Annotated in this window: 20 protein-coding genes; 3 read left to right on the forward strand and 17 right to left on the reverse strand. The window is 34.5% G+C overall.

The window, feature by feature from the left end:
• Positions 1-113: 113 nt before the first annotated feature.
• The 5 genes from F5ESL0260_RS06090 to F5ESL0260_RS06110 are packed head-to-tail and all read right to left on the reverse strand — an operon-like array spanning position 114 to position 7,216.
• On the reverse strand, positions 114-1,091 hold the full coding sequence (locus F5ESL0260_RS06090) for a 3'-5' exoribonuclease YhaM family protein (RefSeq protein ID WP_122026246.1): 978 nt from the start codon (positions 1,089-1,091) through the stop codon (positions 114-116).
• On the reverse strand, positions 1,084-3,585 hold the full coding sequence (locus tag F5ESL0260_RS06095; RefSeq protein WP_122026247.1) for an AAA family ATPase: 2,502 nt from the start codon (positions 3,583-3,585) through the stop codon (positions 1,084-1,086). The genes F5ESL0260_RS06090 and F5ESL0260_RS06095 overlap by 8 nt, the downstream gene beginning before the upstream one ends.
• On the reverse strand, positions 3,572-4,783 hold the full coding sequence (locus F5ESL0260_RS06100) for a DNA repair exonuclease (RefSeq protein WP_122026248.1): 1,212 nt from the start codon (positions 4,781-4,783) through the stop codon (positions 3,572-3,574). The genes F5ESL0260_RS06095 and F5ESL0260_RS06100 overlap by 14 nt, the downstream gene beginning before the upstream one ends.
• Before the next feature lie 9 nt (positions 4,784-4,792).
• A complete protein-coding gene (locus F5ESL0260_RS06105) occupies positions 4,793-5,143 on the reverse strand; it encodes a YlbF family regulator (RefSeq protein ID WP_046325142.1) in 351 nt (116 codons plus the stop codon).
• 15 nt (positions 5,144-5,158) lie between these two features.
• Positions 5,159-7,216 carry a PBP1A family penicillin-binding protein gene (locus F5ESL0260_RS06110; RefSeq protein WP_046325143.1) on the reverse strand — a complete coding sequence of 686 codons (2,058 nt, stop codon included), beginning with the start codon at positions 7,214-7,216 and terminating at the stop codon, positions 5,159-5,161.
• Between the two features lie 84 nt (positions 7,217-7,300).
• On the opposite strand from F5ESL0260_RS06110, the gene F5ESL0260_RS06115 reads away from it, so the two are divergent.
• Together F5ESL0260_RS06115 and F5ESL0260_RS06120 are read left to right on the forward strand one after the other, a co-directional pair.
• Positions 7,301-8,167, forward strand: a complete 867-nt coding sequence (locus F5ESL0260_RS06115) for an RluA family pseudouridine synthase (protein WP_122026249.1) — start codon at positions 7,301-7,303, stop codon at positions 8,165-8,167.
• 162 nt (positions 8,168-8,329) lie between these two features.
• Entirely contained in the window at positions 8,330-9,700 is a 1,371-nt protein-coding gene (locus tag F5ESL0260_RS06120) for a serine hydrolase (RefSeq protein ID WP_122026250.1), read from the forward strand.
• Positions 9,701-9,777: 77 nt separating this feature from the next.
• On the opposite strand, the gene F5ESL0260_RS06125 is transcribed toward F5ESL0260_RS06120, so the two are convergent.
• The 11 genes from F5ESL0260_RS06125 to F5ESL0260_RS06175 form a co-directional block, all read right to left on the reverse strand.
• On the reverse strand, positions 9,778-10,557 hold the full coding sequence (locus tag F5ESL0260_RS06125; RefSeq protein ID WP_122026251.1) for a S9 family peptidase: 780 nt from the start codon (positions 10,555-10,557) through the stop codon (positions 9,778-9,780).
• Between the two features lie 177 nt (positions 10,558-10,734).
• A complete protein-coding gene (locus F5ESL0260_RS06130) occupies positions 10,735-11,634 on the reverse strand; it encodes a ketose-bisphosphate aldolase (RefSeq protein ID WP_046325147.1) in 900 nt (299 codons plus the stop codon).
• A 94-nt stretch (positions 11,635-11,728) separates the two neighbouring features.
• Positions 11,729-12,838 (reverse strand): PTS fructose transporter subunit IIC, encoded by a 1,110-nt coding sequence (locus F5ESL0260_RS06135; protein WP_122026252.1) that lies wholly within the window; start codon positions 12,836-12,838, stop codon positions 11,729-11,731.
• 5 nt (positions 12,839-12,843) lie between these two features.
• Positions 12,844-13,173 (reverse strand): PTS fructose transporter subunit IIB, encoded by a 330-nt coding sequence (locus F5ESL0260_RS06140; protein WP_046325149.1) that lies wholly within the window; start codon positions 13,171-13,173, stop codon positions 12,844-12,846.
• Positions 13,174-13,188: 15 nt separating this feature from the next.
• Entirely contained in the window at positions 13,189-13,656 is a 468-nt protein-coding gene (locus F5ESL0260_RS06145) for a PTS sugar transporter subunit IIA (RefSeq protein WP_110446304.1), read from the reverse strand.
• A gap of 14 nt (positions 13,657-13,670) precedes the next feature.
• Positions 13,671-14,108, reverse strand: a complete 438-nt coding sequence (locus F5ESL0260_RS06150) for a PTS sugar transporter subunit IIA (RefSeq protein WP_122026253.1) — start codon at positions 14,106-14,108, stop codon at positions 13,671-13,673.
• Entirely contained in the window at positions 14,089-15,579 is a 1,491-nt protein-coding gene (locus tag F5ESL0260_RS06155) for a PRD domain-containing protein (protein ID WP_122026254.1), read from the reverse strand. Before F5ESL0260_RS06155 ends, F5ESL0260_RS06150 begins: the two co-directional genes overlap by 20 nt.
• Positions 15,580-15,853: 274 nt before the next feature.
• Positions 15,854-16,633 (reverse strand): S9 family peptidase, encoded by a 780-nt coding sequence (locus F5ESL0260_RS06160; RefSeq protein ID WP_122026255.1) that lies wholly within the window; start codon positions 16,631-16,633, stop codon positions 15,854-15,856.
• Positions 16,634-16,645: 12 nt separating this feature from the next.
• Complete coding sequence (locus tag F5ESL0260_RS06165) at positions 16,646-18,592, reverse strand: PTS glucose transporter subunit IIA (RefSeq protein ID WP_122026256.1); 1,947 nt, start codon at positions 18,590-18,592, stop codon at positions 16,646-16,648.
• A gap of 13 nt (positions 18,593-18,605) precedes the next feature.
• Positions 18,606-19,427, reverse strand: coding sequence for a PRD domain-containing protein (locus tag F5ESL0260_RS06170; RefSeq protein ID WP_110446309.1), 822 nt, complete (start codon positions 19,425-19,427; stop codon positions 18,606-18,608).
• A 429-nt stretch (positions 19,428-19,856) separates the two neighbouring features.
• The gene (locus tag F5ESL0260_RS06175; protein ID WP_122026278.1) at positions 19,857-20,723 is read right to left on the reverse strand and encodes an aldo/keto reductase; all 867 of its coding nucleotides are present in this window, start codon (positions 20,721-20,723) and stop codon (positions 19,857-19,859) included.
• A 128-nt stretch (positions 20,724-20,851) separates the two neighbouring features.
• Between F5ESL0260_RS06175 and F5ESL0260_RS06180 the strand changes: the two genes are divergently transcribed.
• Complete coding sequence (locus F5ESL0260_RS06180; protein ID WP_122026257.1) at positions 20,852-21,421, forward strand: histidine phosphatase family protein; 570 nt, start codon at positions 20,852-20,854, stop codon at positions 21,419-21,421.
• Positions 21,422-21,480: 59 nt separating this feature from the next.
• Here the strand turns inward: F5ESL0260_RS06180 and fba are convergent, their stop codons facing one another.
• Positions 21,481-22,395: a class II fructose-1,6-bisphosphate aldolase gene (gene fba / locus F5ESL0260_RS06185; RefSeq protein WP_034980057.1), complete on the reverse strand. Its 915-nt coding sequence runs from the start codon at positions 22,393-22,395 to the stop codon at positions 21,481-21,483.
• Positions 22,396-22,488: the final 93 nt, after the last annotated feature.

The following is a 22,488-nucleotide window of genomic DNA, read 5'->3' on the forward strand; positions in this document are numbered from 1 at the left end:
AATGTCGTACTTTTAGCTGCTTTCTAGCTCTCCGTTTGCAAGTATAAAGCTAATATTTTATATTTTTTGGTAACCCTCAATAAAGTTATTTGCTTCTCAGATGCTCTGAGGAACTATTCTAATTTATGTGATTTAGCTAAAGATTCATCATCTTTAGGTCTATAAAATTTCCGGCCACCCTGACTCATAATATTTTCGGTAAAATTGCCCGGTCGTGTATGTTGTAAAGCATTAGTAATAGCGTAAATTGACGCATCTAAATCATCAATGCGATGTAACAATTCTGCTTCAAGGAGTGCTGGCAATTTAGGTGAGCCATACTCAAATTTACCATGATGAGACAAAACCATATGACGCAATAAGAGCAAGTCTTCAGATTCAAGGTCAATATTTAGTTGTTGCGCCGCTAACATTATTTGCTCGTCAATTAAAACCAAGTGGCCAATCAAGTTACCTTCATTAGTATATTGAGTGGCAGCCGGACCAGTTAATTCCAATACTTTACCCATATCATGTAAAATACAGCCAGCATATAATAATGAACGATTAATTTGCGCATAATTATTTGCCAGGCCTTTAGCATCCCGCAACATTGATAATGTATGGTATGCCAGACCTCCACGTACGGCATGGTGGTTACTTTTTCCAGCTGGAAACTCAAAGAACCGCTTGTCCCATTTTTTTAATAAAAACCGTACTATCCGGTTCCAGGTTGGATTCAAAATTTCAAAAACGTACTGATTGATTTCTTCTTTCATATCAGCAACTTTTTCTGGGGCTGATTTAATAAACTGCCTGAGATCATAACCTTCTTCAGGGCCAACAACCCGTAGACTATAAATTTTTATTTGTGGCTGCCCCTGATATTCTTCCCGTTTGCCGTTAAGTTCAACAATTGTTCCTGAATTAAATGTAGAGGCATCTTGGTCATTGGCATCCCAAAAATTACCGCGAATTTCACCAGATGAATCACCAAATGACATTGCCAAATAGAGCTTACCCTTTTTGGTATGTCTTAGTTGCGAGTTCTTAATTAACACGACCAGTTCTAACTCTTCGCCATCATTATAATCCAGCAAACGTTTATACATGTTCGGTTCCTTTCTTAAAAGTTAGCGGCTGTAATTGCAGTTTATCAACAAGGCTTTTTTGAGCAGTAAAGATCAATACCTGATTGCTTTGCGCAATTGTCTGCAGCAACTTTTCAATTTCATTGATCCTTTGGTCATCAAAGTTAACAAAAGAGTCATCAATCAAAATTGGTAAATTAATTTGATCCTTTATTTGTTCAACAAAAGCCAATTTCAAAGCAAAATAAAGTTGCTCAGAGGTACCCCGAGAAAGATATTCCACCGCTAATTTTTTACCATCAAAACGAGTAACGGTTATTTTTTTACCTATTTCAATATTATTATACCGATTATTTGTTAATAGTCGCAAATATTCTTTAGCAGTAATCAGCATTTTCGGAAAACGTTCATTAGATGCAAGATCAAGTGCGCGGCTAATCCACTTGGCAGTAAATAAATTAGCCAAATACTCCGCGCTTAAATTTCTAAGTCTGGTTCTTAAGTTTGCTAATTTTTGTTTTTCCTCGAATACCGCCGTTGAACTGGCCAAATTTTCCATCTTGACTTTAGTTTCAGCCGTTTTACTTTGTAAAAGGTTAATATTTTCATTTAGTAAGGAAATTTGAGCAGCTACATCCTGTAATTTCTTGTGTCCACTACTTTTATCTTGTACATATTCTTGCAGCTGGATAAGGTCGCTTTGCAAACTGGATTTGAGAGCACTAATTTGGTTTTTAATATTATCCTGTCTCAGCTTTTGTTTTTGAATTTCTCGATATTCATCTAAGCTGCTAACTTGAGCTCTTGCCAAAATCATTTTCAATTTAACATTAACTTCTTGGAGCTCTTCATTATTTTCAGTTAAATTGTTTTTTAAACTATTTTGCTCTTCTCTGCGCTTACGATCCGTGTCTATTTTTTCAGCAAGTTGATCTAATGCAGTCAATACATCAGAAAAATTAGTACCTATTGCTTGTTTCAGTTCTTGACTTAACTCGACAGCAAACGGTGTAAGCAAATCAAATAACTCCGTTTTACGCAACTGATTTCTCTTCAAGTTTTGGGACAGAACCTGATACTGTCTCCATTCATTAATTAAATTATTGAGATCTAAATTGTTGGGATTAATGCCATATTGTTGCTCAAATAAATATCGTTGCTCTTTAACTTTTCTGCTTTTTTCAGACTGTGCTTCATTTGATTTTTGCACTTGCTTTTGCTGGTAGTAACCAAGCACTGCAAAAGCTACCCCAACACCAACAGCCAAAAAACCAAGGGCACGAGCAATGAACAATAAAATTAGTCCTAAAATGAAAATAGTTCCACCTAGCAAAAGAAATTGTTTTGGCTTATTACTTTTATCCTGGTTAATAACTGTTTCTTTTAGCGGTAATTTGTGAAAATCTTCCTGCAACTTAATTACTTGCTCTTGAGTCAATGCAGCAATTTTGTTCAAGTTGGGATCAAGAGTAATGAGCTGCTGTTGTTCGCTTTTAATTTGCGTCTCTTTTTGTAAGCAGCTATGATATTCCGCTTGCCACTGTAAAATTTCCGGCTTCTTTTGCAGCAGCTTTGTTTCACTAATATCTTCATCTTTAACTTGGGAATATTCAGTTAGCTTTTCCGTGATTTTTTGCTGTTTTTTACGCAAAGTTTCTGCTTGAATTGCTAAATTTTGTGCAGATTGATATTGCTCCGAGTCAAAATGAATTGCTTTGGTCTGACATTGTAAATCCTGCAATTTTTCGTAACTGGGTACAAGCTTTTCAACTTTTTCCAAGTTGTCATATTTTCTTTGCAGATCTAGTCTTTTTGCTTCTTCATGGTGTTGCAGCTCTTCTTGTTTTTTTAAGTCACTGTTCAGCTCTTTATACACAGAAAATTCATTTTCAGAATCACTGACTTTACTTTGCTGCTCTTGAATCTGCAGTAAAAGTTGGTTAACCGGAAGTTTTCTGCCCCTCTTTTTAAATAAACTATCAGCATTTTTGGCAAAATCATCGCGCACAGTTATCAATTTATCACTGTCGGCTGCGCCCAAGTAATATATACGTTCTAACAAGTCATTTTGCTTGATCTGGTCAACTTTTGTCAACATATCCTGGTTAAAGATAAAACTGTCGGCATAAAAGTCACCGTCAATATTCTTTATTTGGTCAAAAAAAACATTTTCGGGCACTACTTGATTATCACATTTAACCGTTAGTGTGCCCAATTTAGAACCTTTGCCGTGGGCGTATAGGCGTTCCAGTTCATAGCGCTGTCCTTTTTCATTTTCAAAAAGCAAATACCCTCCCATTGGACTAACTTGGGCCAAAGGAGTGTAGTTTTCAAAAAAAGGGGAATTGTGTGAAGCAAGATGAAAGCCAAACAAAATTTGTTTAATAAAAGCAACGATTGTGCTTTTCCCTGCTTCATTTGTACCATAAAAGACGTTAACGTCGGGATTAAGTAAATCAAAAGTGAAATTTGAAAATTGACCAAAATTAATTATTTTAAGTTTAATTAATTTCATCATTGACTCCTTTCAATTTACTGTTCAGCTTGACTTCTGCCAGTTGTTTAACTTCCTGAATAAAACTTGGGTCCTGGGCCAAATTATTGGTAACCTCAGTTTTTAAGGACCAGTCTTTACTAATTTGGGCAAATTGATCCGAGGCAAAAATCTCTTCTTCAGCCTGTGTAAAATATTTTTGATCATTAACAGCAACAGCTAATTTGCTTCCATTAAGGAAACGCACATCTACCAACTGAGAACCATGAGCAAGTTTTTCTGAAATCATTTGCCAAAAATCACTGTCTTGAATTAATTCGGCTTCTTTTTCATTTAAAAAATCTGCACCGATTATTTGTAGGCAAAAATAGCTAGTGGTAGTCGCTGGCAAACAATTAATTATCATCTTTTCCAGCTCGGTTTTTGCTATTGGCTTAGTTAATTCAAGCTGCCTTTTATCCCAAGTAATAAGATTAGTCTGAACAAAATGAATTTTGGTTTTCTTTGTTTGTTCATCAATAGTGCCTAAATAACAGCCTTTGGGACCAGTTTCGTTAATGTGACGGCCCTGAATATTACCAGGATAAACTATTAGTGGCGTTTCTGACAATATTTGCCTTAAATGGATATGACCCAGAGCAAAATAGTCATAATTAAGATTTTGTAATTCACTTAAGGTAAATGGAGCATATACATTTTGAGAACTCAAACCCGCCCTTTCTTGAGCATGCATAATACCAAAAGTGTAACGATTATTTTTAGGAGGAAATTGGGCAGCAAGATCATCTGTAATGTGATTGGCCAAATATGAAAAACCAGTCACATCATAGTCAAAACCACTTCTGGTAGTGTAAGAGGCAGTTTCAACTTTTTCGTCCTCACCTAATAATTTAAAATACGGGCTTTCAGGCACCAATAGGTCTTCTTTTGCCATATGATCATGATTACCTAAAACCATAACTACTTGTATTTCAGCTGTGATTAGCCGCTCAATTTCGCGCGCAAAAAAAATCTGGGCGCTGGGATTAGGCTTAAAACTGTCAAAAGTGTCGCCTGCAATTAAGACTAGATCAACATTTTCCCTAATAGCTAAGTCGACAATGTTAGTTAAAGATTGCATTGGAGCTTTTTGAATTTGATTAAAGCTCTTAGATGGTAAAAAAGATAGTCCCAAAAATGGACTATCTAAATGTGCGTCAGCAAAATGGATAAATTTCATCGTTATTTTTTAATTTCTAAGGCCGTCATAAAGGTCATTAATGGGTTTGGTAATTGCCTTTTGAACATCTTCAATTGTTTTAGAGACAGCCTGCTCAGCTTGCAAAAGTTGCAATATTTGATCATTCTTTTGCACTTTTTCATTCAACTTTTTATAATCTTCCTCTAAATCCTTAGGAAAGTCTCTTCCTTCAGTTTGAGAATTAATGATTTTAGTTTGCATCTCATCCATTTGCTTGAATAAAGCTGCACTTTCCTCATTATTTTTCACGGCATTGACAGCATTTTCTAAAGCCTTAAATTCATCAAGCTTTTGGAAATCTGTCGCCACCTGATTTGCTGAATCGTAAATATTTATCATATTTTTTCCTCCTAATTAGTGACCTAAAAGTCCTTTTATGTCATTATACCATTCATTAATCTTTTCACTGGCAGATCCGAGCCCTTTTTCAATTTTTTTACCAAAACCTTGCGTCCAATCAGTACCAGCACCGTTATTTTGAATAATTTGCCTTGGCGCTTGTTCTCTAAATTGATTTTGTGCTGTATACGGCAAAATACCTTCCATTTCAGCTTTATAAAGCCTTGTGATACCAGTTTCGGATACACCGTGCATGAAATGCTGCTGATTAGTGCGATCAAAGCCGACCCAAGTTGCTACAACAACATCTGGAGTATAACCAACGATCCATTGGTCCTTAGTGCCAAAACCGTATGAATTAGGAACTTCGGTAGAACCGGTTTTGCCAGCAACTCGATATCCGGCAGGTTGAGCTGAAGTTCCTGTACCGCCTGCAAATACGCCTAACAGCATTGTAGTCATCTCTTTAGCAGTATTTTCAGAGATAATTCGATGAGTACCTGTATCGTGATTTTCCGCAATCACATTGCCACTTGCATCAGTAATTTTGGTAATAAAGTAAGAATTATTCGGTAAGTTACCTTTATTAGCAAAAGCCGAATAGGCACGAGCCATTTGAATAGGTGAAACACCAGTCGATAATCCGCCTAAAGCCAAAGCTAAATTTTGATCCTCTTTTGCTACCTTCAAGCCGAAATTATTAGCAGACTGGACACCTTTAGCTACTCCAATGCGGTCTAATAGCCAAACAGCAGGCACGTTTTTACTTTGCGCCAAAGCCACATACATAGGAATTTTATCCGAATAACCGTTGTCAACATTGTGGGGCTGATAGCCATTCTTCCCGAAGCGCTGCAATTTGTTAGAAAGCTGGGAATCATAATGATATCCTTGCTGCAAGGCAGGCGCATAAGAAACAATAGGTTTAATAGAAGAACCAGGTTGTCTCTTCATTTGTGTCGCGCGATTATAGCCGCGAAAGACATGCTTGCCCCGTCCTCCTACCACAGCGCGGACTGCACCAGTAGTAGGATCCATCACTACCGTAGCACCCTGAGTTTTAGTTCCATCAGCAGCATTTTGAGGGAATAAGTAATCCTGGTTAAACCTTTCTTGCAGCTGACTCTGATAATTTTGATTAAGAGTAGTGTATATTTTCAGGCCCTTATTCATGACATCTTCTTCTTTTAAGCCATAGCGATTAATTGCTTCATCCACGACAGCGTCAAAGAAGTAAGGATAACGATAACCATCTTTATTATGATATGTATCACGTAAAGTTAAACCAATTTTTTGTTCACTTTCAGCCTGTGATTTTGATAATTTTTTATTATCAACCATCAAATTCAAAATTAAATTGCGTCGCGATAAAGCATAAGACATATGATCAATGGGATTATACTTGCTAGGATTACGCAAAATACCTGCTAACGTGGCACCTTCACCAACTGTCAGCTGACTGGCATTCTTGCCAAAATATTTTTGGCTGGCATCTTCTACGCCCCAGACGCCATTACCAAAATAGGAATTGTTAAGATACATAGTTAGTATATCTTTTTTGGAATAAACATGATTAAGTTCGATAGCAAAGAAAAGTTCCTCAACTTTACGCGAAAATGTTTGTTTTTGAGTTAATAAGGCATTTTTAGCTAATTGCTGGGTGATAGTTGAACCGCCTCCGGCAATTTGCCCGTGATTAAGCACTATACCTAGAGCGGCACGCCCCATTCCCTTAATACTAAAGCCGGGATTTTTCCAAAAAGTCCTGTCCTCGGTCGAAATTACAGCATTTTTCACGTTAGGTGAAATTTTGTTGTATTCAACATAAGTTCCCTTTTGTGAGTATAATGAGCCTGCTCGTTGGTTTTTTTGATCATAAATTCCCGTCGTAACAGGTAATGACGCTTTTAAATTTGATATATTGGATGTTTTAACTTTAACGGTATAATAAGTACAAACCAAGAGAATGACGGTAAGCAAAATCAAAATGATCCAGCGACCGATAAAAAAACGATGATCAAAACGGTACCATAAGCCACGTTTCTCGTTTTTCTTTGGTTCATTGTTTTCCATTTTATCTGCTCCTTTAGAAACAATTAAAATTGTATCATATTAGAGGATATTACTTTTATTTTCAAAAAGATTTAACAAATATTTATGAGCTATTATTTTACATTTAATTTTCCCCAAAATCTCAAACCATGCTCAGTAAACGACTTATTGCGTCTTTTGCTGATCCCACGCAAATGGCGTCATTACTTACGAACTGAACACCAGATTTTGATTAACGGCACTTATCATTATTTTAATCAAATGGTCTTTCCAGACGATAAAATTGAGCTGTGGCTAAAACACATTGAGAGTAGTCAAAATACTTATCCAGCAAGCGGACAAATGCCAGAAGTGATTTACGAAGATCAAAATCTGTTAATTATTAATAAACCCGCAGGACAAAAAACACATCCTAACTTAAATGAAACCAACACTGCCTTGAATGATTGTGCTACTTACTTAGGGTACTCTCCTTTTATTGTACATCGTTTGGATATGCTAACCAGTGGTTTACTTTTGGTTGCTAAAAATCCGGCAGTTGTTCCTATTTTAAATCGTGAATTAAGCAGTAAAATTTTTCACCGTGAATACTTGGCAGTAGTTAACATGAATAAGCCAATAGCAGATACTGGCATAATTAACCTGCCCCTTGGACGAGATCCACTTGATAAGCGCAAGCGCAAAATTGTTGCTGACGGACTTAAAGCAATCACACATTACCAAATTCTAAAGTGCTTTAGCAATAATACTGCTTTAATTAAGCTCGACTTAGAAACAGGAAGAACACACCAAATCCGTGTTCATTTAGCGGCAATAGGTTGTCCAATTGTGGGTGATCCTTTGTATAATCCCACTTTTATAAGCAAAGAATATTTACATTTAACCGCTTATCAAATTTCTTTGCTGCTGCCATTTTCATTTGAAGAATTAAAGGTCAATCTGCCTAAAGCTAAAATACCTTTGCTCAAGTAAAAAATCCTGTTGCTTTTTCCCATAATAAAACAATGGTCATCTAACCAATATCACATTTAGCACAATTATTATCTTAATTACGCGACTTCACTAGTGTAAATTACCAGATGCTCTTGTATAATTCTATTATTGAAAATTTATATAAAGAAATTGAGAGTGAACATGAATAATCAAAAAATTGCTGATTTAGCAAAAAATGTTATTGACACGTTTAATTTACCTAGTTTAGGTGTAGGCGTTTATCATAAAGGTGAAAATTACAGTCACGTCTTTGGCGATGCAGAGCAAAATAGTTTGTATCCTTTAGCATCAATTTCAAAAACCTTTTTTGCCACTGCAGTTTGCCAATTAGCTGATTCAGGTAAAATTACTTTGGATGACCCGTTAAAAAAATATTGGCCTGATTTCAAACTAAGAGATAAATATGCCGCAGACCATTTAACTTGGAGGGATGCTCTAAGTCACCAAAGTGGATTGCCAGCTCATGACTTAATGCGTTTTACTAATATGAACAAGCATGATCTTACTTTAAAAGAAAAGGCAGAACATGTTGGCTTTTTAGAGCCCAATCATGAACTGCGTTACAAAATGCAGTATAGTAACCTGGTTTTTGCTGTTGCTACATATGCTTTTGAACAAGCTATTAATCAAGATTATGGTATTTATGAACACGAGCATTTACTGAAGCCTTTGCATTTGAATAATACCTATGTTAATCATCACGAGGCACCACGTGAAAGAATAGTCAAGCCGTATATTAGAGATAATGACATTACCGAAGAAGTGCCATTTATTGCGCCTGGAAAAGTTGGTGGTGCCAGCAGCATGCTTTCAACTATATCTGATTTGCTAACTTGGGCCAAATACCAATTAAAATTGCAAAAAGAAAGCAAAAATAACGCAATGGCTGAGCATTTTCTACCTCAATCTATTATGTCTCCTAGCCGTGCATATGGCGGTGCAAATTTTGGCGCTTATGGTCTGGGCATGATGATGGAAGATTACCGGGGACATAAATATTTCTACCATAGCGGTTCATATATTGGCTATTGTTCTTTCATGGGCTTTGTTCCTGACCTTGACTTAGCTTTTGTCTCAACAACAAATATGGATTCAACTGATGCCATTTTTGCTTTAGCTTATCAAACTATTGATAATGTTCTGGATATTCACGAAACAGACTGGACCAGTAAAATTAAAAAGATAGTTGATAAAAAAGCAGCAACTCGTGAGGAAAGAATTAAAGAACAAATAGGGGAAATCCCACAAAGTGTTGAAGCAGAAGATAATCTTTTAGGTGATTATGAAAACCCAGGCTATGGTTTAATTACACTAAAAGAAAAAAATGGTGATTTATTGGTTACCATCGGTAAATGGGACTACCCGGTATTTGTAAATGAGGAAGGCAAAATGTTTGTAGAAGAAAGGCTGTACCAGCACGAACTTTTGCCAATTGAACTTCAAAAAAAACAAGTTTTATTATGGACTGACCGCGCACTTAACAAACCAACAGTATTTAAAAAGATAAACTAAAAAGCCTAACTTTTTCAAAATTAAAGCTAGGCTCAGAATATTTTCTAGGCAACCAGCTTGATTAAAAGCTGGTTTTTTTATTTAATATGTGAACTAATCCATGGCACAACTTTATTTATTACCTCATTAAGCTTGGTAAAATCGCCAGTTTCAACATTGTATGTGTGATTTGCATTTTCTATAGTAAAAAAATCTACATTAGTCATATGACAATTTTGAATAAAGTTTAAGCTAATATTGGGGTCTAAAGTTGGATCACTGGTGCATACTTCAACTAAAATCGGATTTTTAAAGTTTTTAATATTATCATTCAAAGTTGTTTTCAATTCATCAAAGAATCTGCGGTATACGAGTTCAACACCACCGCTACTAGTATGAACAATGCAGTAGCCTAAATTATCCATTTCAAATTTATCATATGCCATTTCCAATGGTTCTGAAGTATTAATCGCACCATTTAAAGAAACTATAATTTTAGCTGGTAAATCTGAGCAGGTAAATACTAAACGGCCACCAAGACTATGACCTAACAAGCCAACATTATTTTCTGCAACATACGGTAAATTTTGTAAATAGCTAAAGCTGGCCTTGACTTCTTCTGTCATTACTTTCATACCATAATTTTCTCTAGAATATAGGTTCTCACCCATACTGCATAAATCTATTCTAGCTGCTACTATTCCTGCCTCAACTATTTTTTTACTGATTCTTGCCAGCATATGATTATCATTGTTTCTAGAGGACATGAAGCCATGAACCAACAACATAGCCGGAAATTTATCTCCATTATCTGGAATATCAATCTGTATCGGCACTTCATGATCAATGCACTTTAAAAACCGTAATTCTTCACACACTTCAATTATCTCCTTGTGTAAGTCTCGATGATTTTATGATTTAGATATATTATACTGTTATTTTTAATCAAGTGTTATCTAATTAAGATATGAATATTTGATTGCGTCTAAAAAGGACTACAATTTTGGAAACAATATTCCAACACTGTAGTCCTTTTATTAATAATTGCGGTTTAATTAAATCTTATCTGCTCTCCAAGGATCAATGCCTTCATATAATTTGGCTTTGCCGATAGAATTAAATACTTCATTTTTATGGTGTATTACTTTTTTGCCTGCTTCGATTGCTTCCGGGAAAAGATTATTTGGATCCCAGCCATCATTTTTAGCTAGTATTTCACGTGCTTTTTGGAAAAATGCATTTTTATAATCAGAGGCCAAATTTACTTTACTGATACCATTTCTCACAGCCTCAGAAATTTGTTCATCCGGATTCGAAGATCCGCCATGTAAAACTAAAGGTGTATCAGGAACAGCTTGAACGATTTTTTTTAATATATCAATTCTAATTTTAGGAGTAACATCAGGAGGATAAATTCCGTGACTAGTGCCTATACCAACTGCTAAAGTATCAACACCCGTTTCTTCAACAAATTTTTGTGCTTCTTCAGGCGTGGTATAAATGCCTTCTTTTTTATGACCTTCGATGTGTATACCTGTTTTACCAATAGTTCCTACTTCACCTTCAACAGAAACACCAACTCTATGAGCCATTGTTACTGTTTCTCTTGTTAATGCGACATTTGTTTCCCAGTCTTCAGCTGACATATCAATCATTACTGAACTAAAGCCATCATGTATTGCTCGGGCTGCGCTATCTACAGAATCACCATGATCAAGGTGAAGGGCTACGGGAATTTTACTGTCACGAATACGCGTTAAAACATAAGTAACAAAATCATCCTTACAATATCTTAATTCTGTGGGGTGAATCATTATTATTGCTGGAGCGTAATCTTTTTCACATTGTTCAATTACCGTTCTTACTAATTCAAGATTGGAAACATTATAAGCTCCAACTGCAAAATTATTTTTCCTAGTTACACGTAACAACTGATTCATATTTACTAATGTCATCTTTTTCTCCTTATTTTAAAAACTACCTTTTAATTAGATTTAAAATTTTCACAAACAAGTAATAGACATCACTTCCCTTACAAATGAAAATTTTTTACTGCAGATTTATGCTTGATAAATCAACATTTTTCTCTTCATCATCTTGAGTTTCATTAACTTGCTCCTGATTTAACGGCTTTTTAATAACTGCTAGTAAAATGCCTGTTACTAATGAACCAACTAATAAAGCAATTACTGCTATACCTGGCTTAGACATTGCGGGAATGACAAAAACTCCACCAGAAGGTACTGGGCTTTCATTTCCGAAAGCATAACTGATCATTCCTGTAATTCCGCAACCAATCCAGGTACATGGTAAAGTACGTAACAAATCATTCATTGCAATAGGAATAACACCTTCTGTAATCATGCAACATCCCATTGGGAAAGCCACTTCAATGTTCTCAACTTCTTTTTTAGTATAGATATTCTTATGAAATAATTTAGCTAAAAAATAAGACATTGTAACTCCGAAAGGAGGTACCATTGAAGCTAAAACTTTGATTCCTTCAGGTCCTTTGATTCCGTCAAGCAGTAAACCATCACAAATCAAATTTGGAATCTTACTTATTGCTCCTCCATAATCCAAGCAGCCAATCCAGCCAATTAAAAAGCCATACAATGCTCTTTGAGACCGATCTAAATTGGTAATAAAGTGATTAAGAGCTGTTGTTGCTGCAGTCAATGGCTGACCCAGCAAGAAGAACATTATCAATGCGGTAAATATTGCAGTAACAGTAGGAACTATCAGCATCGGCATAAGTCCATTAGCCCACCGGGGAACTTTAATTTTTCTAATACCTAAAGCAATATAACCTGCAATAAATCCACCAATTATGCCTCCCAGAAATCCAGCTCCCAAAAACGAAGCTATTTGTCCTGCTAAGAATCCAGGAGCAATCCCTGGTCTATCAGCAATTGAATAACCGATATAACCTGCAATAAATGACGGCAAAAGGCCCATTCCCAAAACACCAAGTGTAGTCATGCTATTAGGAAAGTTCATTTGAGCCAAACTGGTAACTTGCTTACCGCCCATCAGGTTTCCTATTGCTATCAATAGACCTGAAGCTACAACAAGTGGAAGCATATAAGAAATAGACGTTAGCAGGTGCTTTTTGACAGCAGAACCAGCTTTTTTAGCACCTGTGACAAATGTATTCATTTAAATCACTCCTTTTTACTTTTTCTTTCTTTTATTTCTTCTTCGATTTTTTCTAAAAGCTTTTTAGGAGCTTTAACCACTAGTGAAGTACCAACTTTTACGGTTGGAATATTTTTAAAACGTTCATTACCGGTAGTAGCTATATCAACTGCCAGCAAAGCAACATCAGCTTCAGCAATTTGCTCTGGTGTCAAGGCATTTTCTGTACCTATCGTCCCCTGAGTCTCAATGTGAATCTCATCTCCTAGTTCTTTTGCTGCTTTTTCCAACTTAGCTTTTGCTAAATAAGTATGTGCAATACCAGAAGTACAAGCACAAACGCAAACAATTTTCATAATTAATCATCTCCTCTAATTTGCACACAAAAGATTAATAACACTATCTTTATTTGTAGCAGCATGTAGTTTCTTAATAAAGTTATCGTCAGATAACAAAATTGCTACTTTTTGTAAAAGCTTTAAATGTAATGTATCTGCATCCTGATCCCTAACAGCAAATAAAATTACAGCAGTAACGGGCTGGTCATCTAAAGTTTCCCAAGGTATTGGATGGTCGCTTAGACCAATCGTTATCATAGTATTTTTGACAGCTTTTGATTTACCATGAGGGATGGCTACTCCTTGTCCTATACCGGTTTCACCTTCTTCTTCTCGATTAAAAACATCATCTACGAATTCCTGAATGTTAGTAATATCGTCATCCTTTTGCAAAAGATGACTGAGCTCCTTAATTACATCTTCTTTAGTTTTTCCATTTAAATGAAGGTCAATTAAGTTTGGATTAATGACTTTCGCAATATCGATTTCTTTTTCAGTCAAATTTTTATGACCTCCTATCTTTTTAAAATTTGAGCAATTTCTGCTGCATTTTCAGCTGCATTGATTTCCGCAATTACAGTATCATCTGCAAGTTTATTCATGATGGCAATTATCTCTCTGAAACTACTGCTCGACTTTTTTACTACTTGGGGAACTATTAAGCAGATAAGCTTATTAACCTTAGAGTTATCAAGACAATTCCAATCAGATATCAATGTATTTGATTTACAAATCAGTAACCAAGGAGAAAAATTGCGGTCTAAGATTATGTGAGGAATGGCAACTCCCTTCACTAAAGCAGTATTAGCGATTTTTTCTCTAGTCGATAGACTTTGCAGAACTGTTTCGTTTCTCACATTCATTTTGCGAGCAACAATATCTGCTATAATTAGGAAAGCTGTTCTTTGATCTGTCAAATTTCTATCACAAGTTTTAAGCAAAATTTCGTTCATTAATGATTTTCCTCACTACGTTTTTAACTTTTAACTCATCTTTTTTTGTAAAAAACGCGCTAACTAATTCGACAGGAATGTTTCCGTGAAGATTAATGGGAACAGTGCTAATTAACAACTCAATTTCAGGCTTATTTCTGATAATAGTTTCAATATCATAATTTGAGGCAAGACCTACAATTTCAATTTCAGGAATGGTATTTTTGATCTTGGTAGAAATTATTCCCGAAGTTCCAATTCCCGTTGTACATATCACGTAAGCTTTAATTTTCGTGTTCGATTTATTATTTTCTTCGTAATATTTAGCAAAATATAAGCAGATAAAGCCTGTTTCATCATCTGAAATTACCGGTAAGTTAAATTTTTGACTGACCAATTTTGCTACATTCTTAGTGGCAATAAAAACCTGGGGATATTCCAGTTTGATATCTTTTAATAAAGCATTGGGTAAAGCTATCTTCATTTTTAGCCTGCTTATCATTGCTAAAACATGATTCTTAATTTCATTTTTAATAGATGGTGAAAAATCACAGTGTAAATAAGTAGATACCTTGCAAATAAAAAAGTCGGTGACTTCGTCGGCCAAATCGCGATCATCAAGAACAATTCCGTCAAATGAATTAAAGCGCGAAGTTAGTAAGTACTTAAATAGGTAATAGACTTCTGGATCCAATTCTTTGCCGTTAAAGCCCAAGTATTTCTTAATATTAGCTACAATGCTCTTGCAAATACTAAAAATTTCAGGATTCATTTTAATTTCTGCCTGTAACCCAGTATCTAAAGAAATTGATTTATCCATAGATTTATATTTTTTGGCTCTTATTAACAAAACATAAATATGAGCAAAAAAATTTATATTATATGGATACGGTAAAGAACCATTTAATACTCGCAAGGCCATTTCAACTTGACTTAAAGCAAAATTAAAGTCTTTTTGATCTAATTGAGAAGTATTTTTTCGTAATGTCTCAATATCTGTAGACTTGTCAATATGAAGAACTACTTCCATCAAAGCACTTCTGATATCTTTTTCGGTACCAATAATTTGAACCGACCTTTGTTTGCTTTTTAGTTTTAAGTTCCATTTACATATTTTTTTACTTATTTGTCTTTCATCATTCCTCAGTACTGGTTCGCTGATATACAAACTGTTTACTAAATCATAAATTTTAACTTCGCTCGGAGAAGCAAAAAGCAATTTTGCCAGCATGTTTTCTTGTCTAAGTTGTGTGGATGAATCATTGTGAACATCATTATTTGCTACGTTCAAGTAGTTGGAATAATTAAGTTCATAGCCTCGCCCCCTTTGGGAAATAATTATTGGTTTAGAATATTTTTTATTAATACTATTAATATGGCGGGATATTGTTTTTTTTGAAACTTTCAAGCCATTTGATAGTTCTTCAGAAGTAATGAACTTGTTGTGAAGCTTAAGATAATCAATAATTTCTTGACTAATTTCTTTACGCACTTATCATCCCTCCTGATATTTTTATTTTGCTACTTATGTAAACGCTTAATTAATCAAAAAGTGTCCGTTGAAAAAGGAATCAACGGACATTTACATTAATTATAAATATTTAAGCATGTTATAATTTCTTTTATTCCTTCACTCTGTATGACTAAATTCAGTATTTTTGAATAAAAAAAGCCTTCTAAACTAATAAATTGGCTTAGAAGGCTTTTTCATGCTTTAAATTTTTTTAATAACTAGTATTAGTTAACTTGATATCAGTAATACAAAATTATTTTATATTTCGACAAATCCATGGAATCATTTGATTGTTCAATTCATTTAATTTTGTATAATCACCTGTTTTGGCATTAAAGGTGTGATTTGCTCCTTCAATAACAACTGAATCAACATTTTCCATATGACAATTTTTGACAAAATTAAGTCCAATATTCGGATCAAGAGTAGGATCGTTAGCTGCAATACAAACCAATATTGGGTTTTTAAAGTTACTAATATTCATATTAAGTGTATCTTTCATGTCTCTTTCAAATTTCTGATATATTAGTTCAACTCTGCCATCACTGGTATGCATAATACTATAACCTAACTGCTGCATTTCTAATTTATTATACGAAGGAACCATCATCACATTGGTATTGATTGCACCATTTAACGTAACAATTAATTTAGCAGGTAGGGTTGAACAAGTAAACGCTAAACGTCCACCAAGACTGTGACCCAGCATACCTACATGTTTTTCAGAAATATATGGTAAAGACTGTAAGTAATTAAAGCATGCCTCAACCTCATCAATCATAATTCTCATACCATATTTTTCACGAGAACAGATGTTTTCACCCATACTGCAAAGGTCCATTCTTGCTGCAGCAATACCATTTTTGGTCAATTCTAAACTTATTTTTTGCAACATATGGCCATCCAAATTTTTGGATGACATAAATCCATGAATTAAAAGTATGGCAGGAAATTCTTGACCTTTATCTGGTAAATCTATTTGCAATGGTACTTCATGATCAATACATTTCACAAAACAAAGTTTTTCTTTCATATTATTACCTCCTTAAATTTCAGCAATAAGTTTATTTTTCTCAAACTTAATGTTTTTGTATTTGTTTGAGTTTAGTAGCACTACAATTACAGTATCATCTAACTTACGCTTTTTTAATTGCTCTCGGTGCAATACAGCTATTTTTTGTCCTTGCGCAATTTGATCACCTGGTTTAATTAATACGGAAATATCATTTGGCTGAAGTTTCATAGAATCCAAAGTTAAATGCAGCATTACTTCATCACCATGATCACCTCTGATCGTAATCGCATGCCTTGTTGGCGCAATTGAATTAACCTTACCGTCAATTGGAGAGTAGATGTCATCACTTTCCGGCTTAACTCCAAAGCAGCTTCCTAAACTTCCACTAGAAAATGCATGGTCACTTATTTCACTTTGAGAAATAATTTTGCCTATTACGGGAGCAGAGACGATATCACTTTTTAGATTTGACAACTGTTTAGCCTCTTTAAATTTATGACTAACATTTGACCTGTTGGTGTCATTATCTGATTTTTTCCTATTAAAAATAGATTTTAATGACATTTGATCTACTTTGGCATCATCATTCCATGACCATTTGGTGAACCAAACACCTATAAAGGATACTATCGCAACAAGCACAATTCCTCCTATTGCTTTAATTAAATTATTAGGATCCTTTGCATTGTAAAACAAAAGTAGATTAGTTAAATAATATGCACCATACGCATATGCTTTCGTCCCTACTATTCCGTTGTATATACTTAAAATTAAGCCAGTGACAAAATCTACAGCATACAAAACTGGCATTTTGTATAGAATACCATAAAGAGTCGGTTCTGAAACACCGCCAAATAGAGCTGAGATAGCAGCTGTCCAGGAAATATTTCTTCCTTTAATATTTTTTGATTTTAATGCAACCCATAATGCTACGAATCCAGGTACTAGCGTACCTGCCATAAACCAAATGTTGATAATATCGTCATAACCTAGAGTGCTTAAATTTTGAGTTGCTATCGGAATTAATGCCAAGTGGAAGCCCGGCATAAAGACCCCAACTGTCATTGCAAAAGTATATATAGCGGGTACTGTTAGCCAAGGCACTGTTTTTCTAAGGAATTCTATGAATGTACTAATACCATTCGTAAACAGACCGCCTAACGGTCCCGTCAAAGTTAATGTAATAATTGACATTAAAAGTAGTAAAGATACTGGTTTTAAAAAATAACGAATTGAATTAGGAATTATTTTTTTAAGCCAACGATCAAGTAAGCTCATAATCCAAATGGATAAGATAATTTGAACTACTTGACCATTGTATGTTTGCAAATGAACTGGCAACCCAAAATAAGATGTAAAGCCCGTTGCAGAACCTTTTGCAACTAAATTATTCCAATCGGGATAAAGTAAGAAGCAAGCTAGCATGATTGATAAAATTGGATCTGTATCAAATTGCTTAGCGGATGAGTATGCCACCATGACTGGCAAAAAGTATAGAGCTGTTTGGCCCAAACTGTTTAAAATAATATAAGTTGAATCAGTAGTTTTCAAATGGAAAAACATTTGAGCAACTATAATAATTAGGGAGAAAAAACCAGCACAAATTAAAGCAGGAATGACAGGTGCCATAATTTTGGCGACTAACTCCAAAAACTCCACAAAAAGCGTTCCAATATTTTTGCGCTTTTTGACGCTTTGCTTATTTTCTACATTTCTTGCACCTGAGAAACCGGCAACCTGCCCAAAAGCATTATAAAGATCTTCAATAATTTGACCCACAATGACCTGGACTTGGTTTGAAATGATTTCTACTCCCAAAACGCCCTCTATTTGAGTTAATTTCTTTTTATCGATATTTTCAGTACTTTTTATGCCTAACCTTAATCTTGTAGCACAATGATTGACTGAAGTTAAATTGTCCTTGCCACCAATATACTGCAAAATTTCCTTTGACATCTTATTGTAATCTAAAGCCATTTTTTACCTCATTTCAATTATCTGAATAAATTAGACGTTGTAAATGTAGTAACAAATATTTCTGTTCTAATTTGTCCATTGAATGTCCATATTTTTCCTTCAGCTTGTTATTAATATTCTTTATTAGCTGTTTCGTATTAGTAATAAATTCTTGGTCAAAATCAAATTTGATGTTTTGATCGTGATATTCCTGATTGGATACAAAGCGATAAGCATAGTATTGCAAATGTGTTCTAAACCTTTTATATGAAAAACTTTTTTTATCAAGATTGGGAAAAGCTGCATTTACTTCCCCTTCGACTTCTTTAACAACTTCCATTATCTGCTTGAGCTCATTCATTCCATTGTTATTCCCAATCAAATTAACAACATCTATAGTTAAAAAACCAATTTCATCATCAGGTAATTCAACATTTAAAGCCGCATCCAAATAATCCAATATCCATTCCGCAACTTGAAATTCTTTGCGATAAAAAAGCTCAGCTTCCTGCATAAAACCAAAAGGCATACTAATACTATGTTTATAGCGATACATTATTCCTTCAATATGATCTGAAATAACAAAGTATGCATCATCTGCAAGTGGCTGTTCTAATTTTCTTTCTGCATAGCGAATAATAATAGTGGCCATTTCAAAATATTCATCAGGTATTTGTTCAATTAGTTTAGTAATTTTTTGATCAGCATTAGTGTAAATTTTGTCAATTCTCGACTTATCTATTTCATCTCCTTCTTTTTTACCAAAAGTAATTCCTTTGCCAATAACAATAATTGAGTCTGAAGAACTATTTGTACAAATAGCTGCACTGTTATTTAGTTTATGAAGAATCTTCAATTTCTACCTCCTTTCTGGTTCAAGACAAAATAAAAAAGGCCAAATATTAACTACATTAAAATAGTCTAATATTTGGTCTTGCTTTCAAAACGAAATAGCACCCATGTTTAATTTCATGAATTTTGCGCCGAAGCTAACAATTTCACTGAAATTATTATATTTTATTTCAGGGCCTATTGCAAGCGATTTCAAAAATATAATTTTTAAATAGTTCCATCTATGGTTATTTGTTCTGCGATTTGTTGTATTTTCTTAACAAACTATTTGAAAAAGGCTGAATTACAAAAGTTTTCGCTTTTCAAGTTTTATAAACTTTGGTTTTTGTTCATAAATGAGAGTTCTTGACTTAAAATGCTTTGATACTACTTAGTTGAAATCATTAAGTGTTTACCTCAAAATTCCACAGTAAAATTTTTTCTTGATTTTTATTTATCTTTTTCCACCAAAAACTGGAAAATGACTGGCAGAGCCATAATCAAAACTATTAATATTTTCCAAAGTAGCCATATCATCTTCACTTATTTCAAAATTCAATTCTGAATTTTGTTTCATATGTTCTGGATTGACAGACTTAGGTAAAACTACGGTATTAAGTTGCCAATCGTAACGAATACAAAGTTGTGCAACTGAAACATGATATTTTTCTGCCATCTTTTGAATTACAGCATTATTTAAAGCTTCGCCATGCGCAACAGGTGAAAAAGACTCAACTACAATATTCTGCTGCTGACAAAAATTAATTAGCTTTTTAGGTGTCGCACCAATATGACACAAAATTTGGTTAACCATAGGCTTAACATCACTATTGTCAATTAAGTTCTGCAAGTCTTCTGGTTGAAAACTAGAAACTCCAATAGCACGCAATTTTCCTTCTTTCAAAGCGTCTTCTAAAGCTCGCCAAGTTTCTAAATTACCTGCAAAATGCCGATCATCAGATTGGTTTACCTCTTTCCATGGCTGTGGATTATGGATAATCATCATATCTAAATAATCAAGATCCATTCGCAAAAGAGTTTCATCAATAGATTTTTTAGCTTTTTGATAGTCTTTAATTTCGGCCTCTACTTTTGAGTTAACAAAAATTTGGTCACGAGCAATACCTGAATTTTTAATCCCCTGACCTACTCCACTCTCGTTATGATAAGCTTGAGCAGTATCAAGATGCCTATAGCCCATTTTTAAAGCAGATTCGACTGGTAAAGCCACTTCACTATAGGGAATTTTCCAAGTTCCCAATGCCAGTTTAGGGATCTTTACCCCGTTATTAAGTGTAAATGTTTCTTCAAAAATCATAATTTTTCCCTCCTTATGTCTTTTCTTGAGTATAACGCTTAACTTCATGTTTAAGTCAATCATTTTTCATTTAGATTTTTAAAACTTTTTTAGTTACAATTTAGTTTAAATAGATAAAAGAAGGCAAATTTATGAAATATGTTTACTTAATGCGTCACGGACAAACTTTGTTTAATGTCCAACACAAAATACAGGGCTTTTGTGATTCACCATTGACCACTCTGGGAATTAAACAAGCACAAACTACGAAAAAGGAATATTTTGAAAATGAACAGATTACTTTAGAAGAAGCTCATTGCTCCACTTCTGAAAGGGCGATAGATACTTTAAAATTAGTCACCAATTTACCATTTAAAACTCATAAAGATTTACGAGAATGGAATTTTGGTACGTATGAAGGTGAAGGAGAGCACCTTAATCCGCCTTTACCATACAAAGATTTTTTTGTTCAGTTTGGTGGAGAATCTCAAGAACAAGTAGTTGCCAGAATTAATAAAGCAATTACAGAGATCACAGAATTTTCTTGCCATAAACAGATTTTAATTGTCTCCCATGGAGGTGCTATAGCTAATTTCTATAGGAAATGGGAAGAATACAATACATTTAAGCGAAAAGATCACATTCGGAATTGTGCCGTTTTAAAATATGAATATGAAGATGGTATTTTTCGTTTGCAGTCAATATTTAATCCTAGCTGCTAAAATAAGCAAAAAAGGGAGATCAACCTAAACAGTTGATCTTCCTTTACTTAATTATCAATTTATTCCAAATTCAATGAACTCTTATCAAAACCAGCTGACTTAATCTTGTCATCAATTGATGGGGTACCAAGCCAAGTGATCATTTCCTTCATTGAAGCTGTAATTGCTTCAGTACCAGGAAGCAGAAGCTTACGAGGGTCATAACCCTTGTTGTCTTTGTCTTCATCTTTGTGGGCTTCAAAGTACTTACGAGTAGCAGCTTGGAAAGCCAATTGGAATTCAGTGTTAATGTTAACTTTAGAAATTCCAAGGGAAATAGCCTTCTTAACTTGCTCTTCAGGAATACCTGAACCACCATGTAGTACCAATGGAACAGAAACTGCATCAGCAATTTCCTTTAAGCGATCAAAGTTTAGACCTTTCCAGCCTTCTGGGTAAACACCGTGAATGTTACCAATACCACAAGCAAGTTTGTCAACTCCTGCGGCTACGAAAGTTTTTGCGTCTTCAACAGATGCTAATTCACCACCATCGGCTCCTTGGTTTTCACCAATTTTACCAATTTCAGCTTCAACTGAAATACCGCGTTCATGAGCCAACTTAACGATTTCCTTGGTTTTAGCTAAGTTCTCTTCAGTTGGTAAAGCATGACCATCAAACATAACGGATGAGTAACCAAGAGCAATACATTCTTTAGCAGCTTCAAAGCTACCATGGTCTAAGTTCAATACAACTGGAACAGAAATGTCCATTGCATCCATTTCGTCTTCAACTAAGTCTTTAGCAACTTTATAGCCACCCATGTACTTAGCTGCACCCATAGAAACCTGAATTAAAACCGGAGTTCTAGTTTCTTCAGCTGCTTGCAAAATTGCACGTGTCCATTCCAAGTTGTTAGTGTTATAAGCACCTACTGCATAATGGTTTTTACGAGCATCCTTAAAGATTTGATTACCATTATCTAAATATGCCATTAAATATACCTCCTAATAAACTTACAGTCATATTGTATCGTATTAATTAAGCATTGAACAATCTTTTATTTGATGAAAACGTTATTTTTGAAA

Source organism: Lactobacillus sp. ESL0260, assembly GCF_003692935.1.
GTDB classification, from domain to species: domain Bacteria; phylum Bacillota; class Bacilli; order Lactobacillales; family Lactobacillaceae; genus Lactobacillus; species Lactobacillus melliventris.

What these genes read in the sequence shown, in the direction of transcription:
- F5ESL0260_RS06090 (WP_122026246.1), bottom strand. Translation starts at nt 1,091, where the DNA reads ATGTATAAACGTTTGCTGGATTATAATGATGGCGAAGAGTTAGAACTG.
- F5ESL0260_RS06095 (WP_122026247.1), bottom strand. Translation starts at nt 3,585, where the DNA reads ATGAAATTAATTAAACTTAAAATAATTAATTTTGGTCAATTTTCAAAT.
- F5ESL0260_RS06100 (WP_122026248.1), bottom strand. Translation starts at nt 4,783, where the DNA reads ATGAAATTTATCCATTTTGCTGACGCACATTTAGATAGTCCATTTTTG.
- F5ESL0260_RS06105 (WP_046325142.1), bottom strand. Translation starts at nt 5,143, where the DNA reads ATGATAAATATTTACGATTCAGCAAATCAGGTGGCGACAGATTTCCAA.
- F5ESL0260_RS06110 (WP_046325143.1), bottom strand. Translation starts at nt 7,216, where the DNA reads ATGGAAAACAATGAACCAAAGAAAAACGAGAAACGTGGCTTATGGTAC.
- F5ESL0260_RS06115 (WP_122026249.1), top strand. Translation starts at nt 7,301, where the DNA reads ATGAGCTATTATTTTACATTTAATTTTCCCCAAAATCTCAAACCATGC.
- F5ESL0260_RS06120 (WP_122026250.1), top strand. Translation starts at nt 8,330, where the DNA reads ATGAATAATCAAAAAATTGCTGATTTAGCAAAAAATGTTATTGACACG.
- F5ESL0260_RS06130 (WP_046325147.1), bottom strand. Translation starts at nt 11,634, where the DNA reads ATGACATTAGTAAATATGAATCAGTTGTTACGTGTAACTAGGAAAAAT.
- F5ESL0260_RS06135 (WP_122026252.1), bottom strand. Translation starts at nt 12,838, where the DNA reads ATGAATACATTTGTCACAGGTGCTAAAAAAGCTGGTTCTGCTGTCAAA.
- F5ESL0260_RS06140 (WP_046325149.1), bottom strand. Translation starts at nt 13,173, where the DNA reads ATGAAAATTGTTTGCGTTTGTGCTTGTACTTCTGGTATTGCACATACT.
- F5ESL0260_RS06150 (WP_122026253.1), bottom strand. Translation starts at nt 14,108, where the DNA reads ATGAACGAAATTTTGCTTAAAACTTGTGATAGAAATTTGACAGATCAA.
- F5ESL0260_RS06160 (WP_122026255.1), bottom strand. Translation starts at nt 16,633, where the DNA reads ATGAAAGAAAAACTTTGTTTTGTGAAATGTATTGATCATGAAGTACCA.
- F5ESL0260_RS06165 (WP_122026256.1), bottom strand. Translation starts at nt 18,592, where the DNA reads ATGGCTTTAGATTACAATAAGATGTCAAAGGAAATTTTGCAGTATATT.
- F5ESL0260_RS06180 (WP_122026257.1), top strand. Translation starts at nt 20,852, where the DNA reads ATGAAATATGTTTACTTAATGCGTCACGGACAAACTTTGTTTAATGTC.
- fba (WP_034980057.1), bottom strand. Translation starts at nt 22,395, where the DNA reads ATGGCATATTTAGATAATGGTAATCAAATCTTTAAGGATGCTCGTAAA.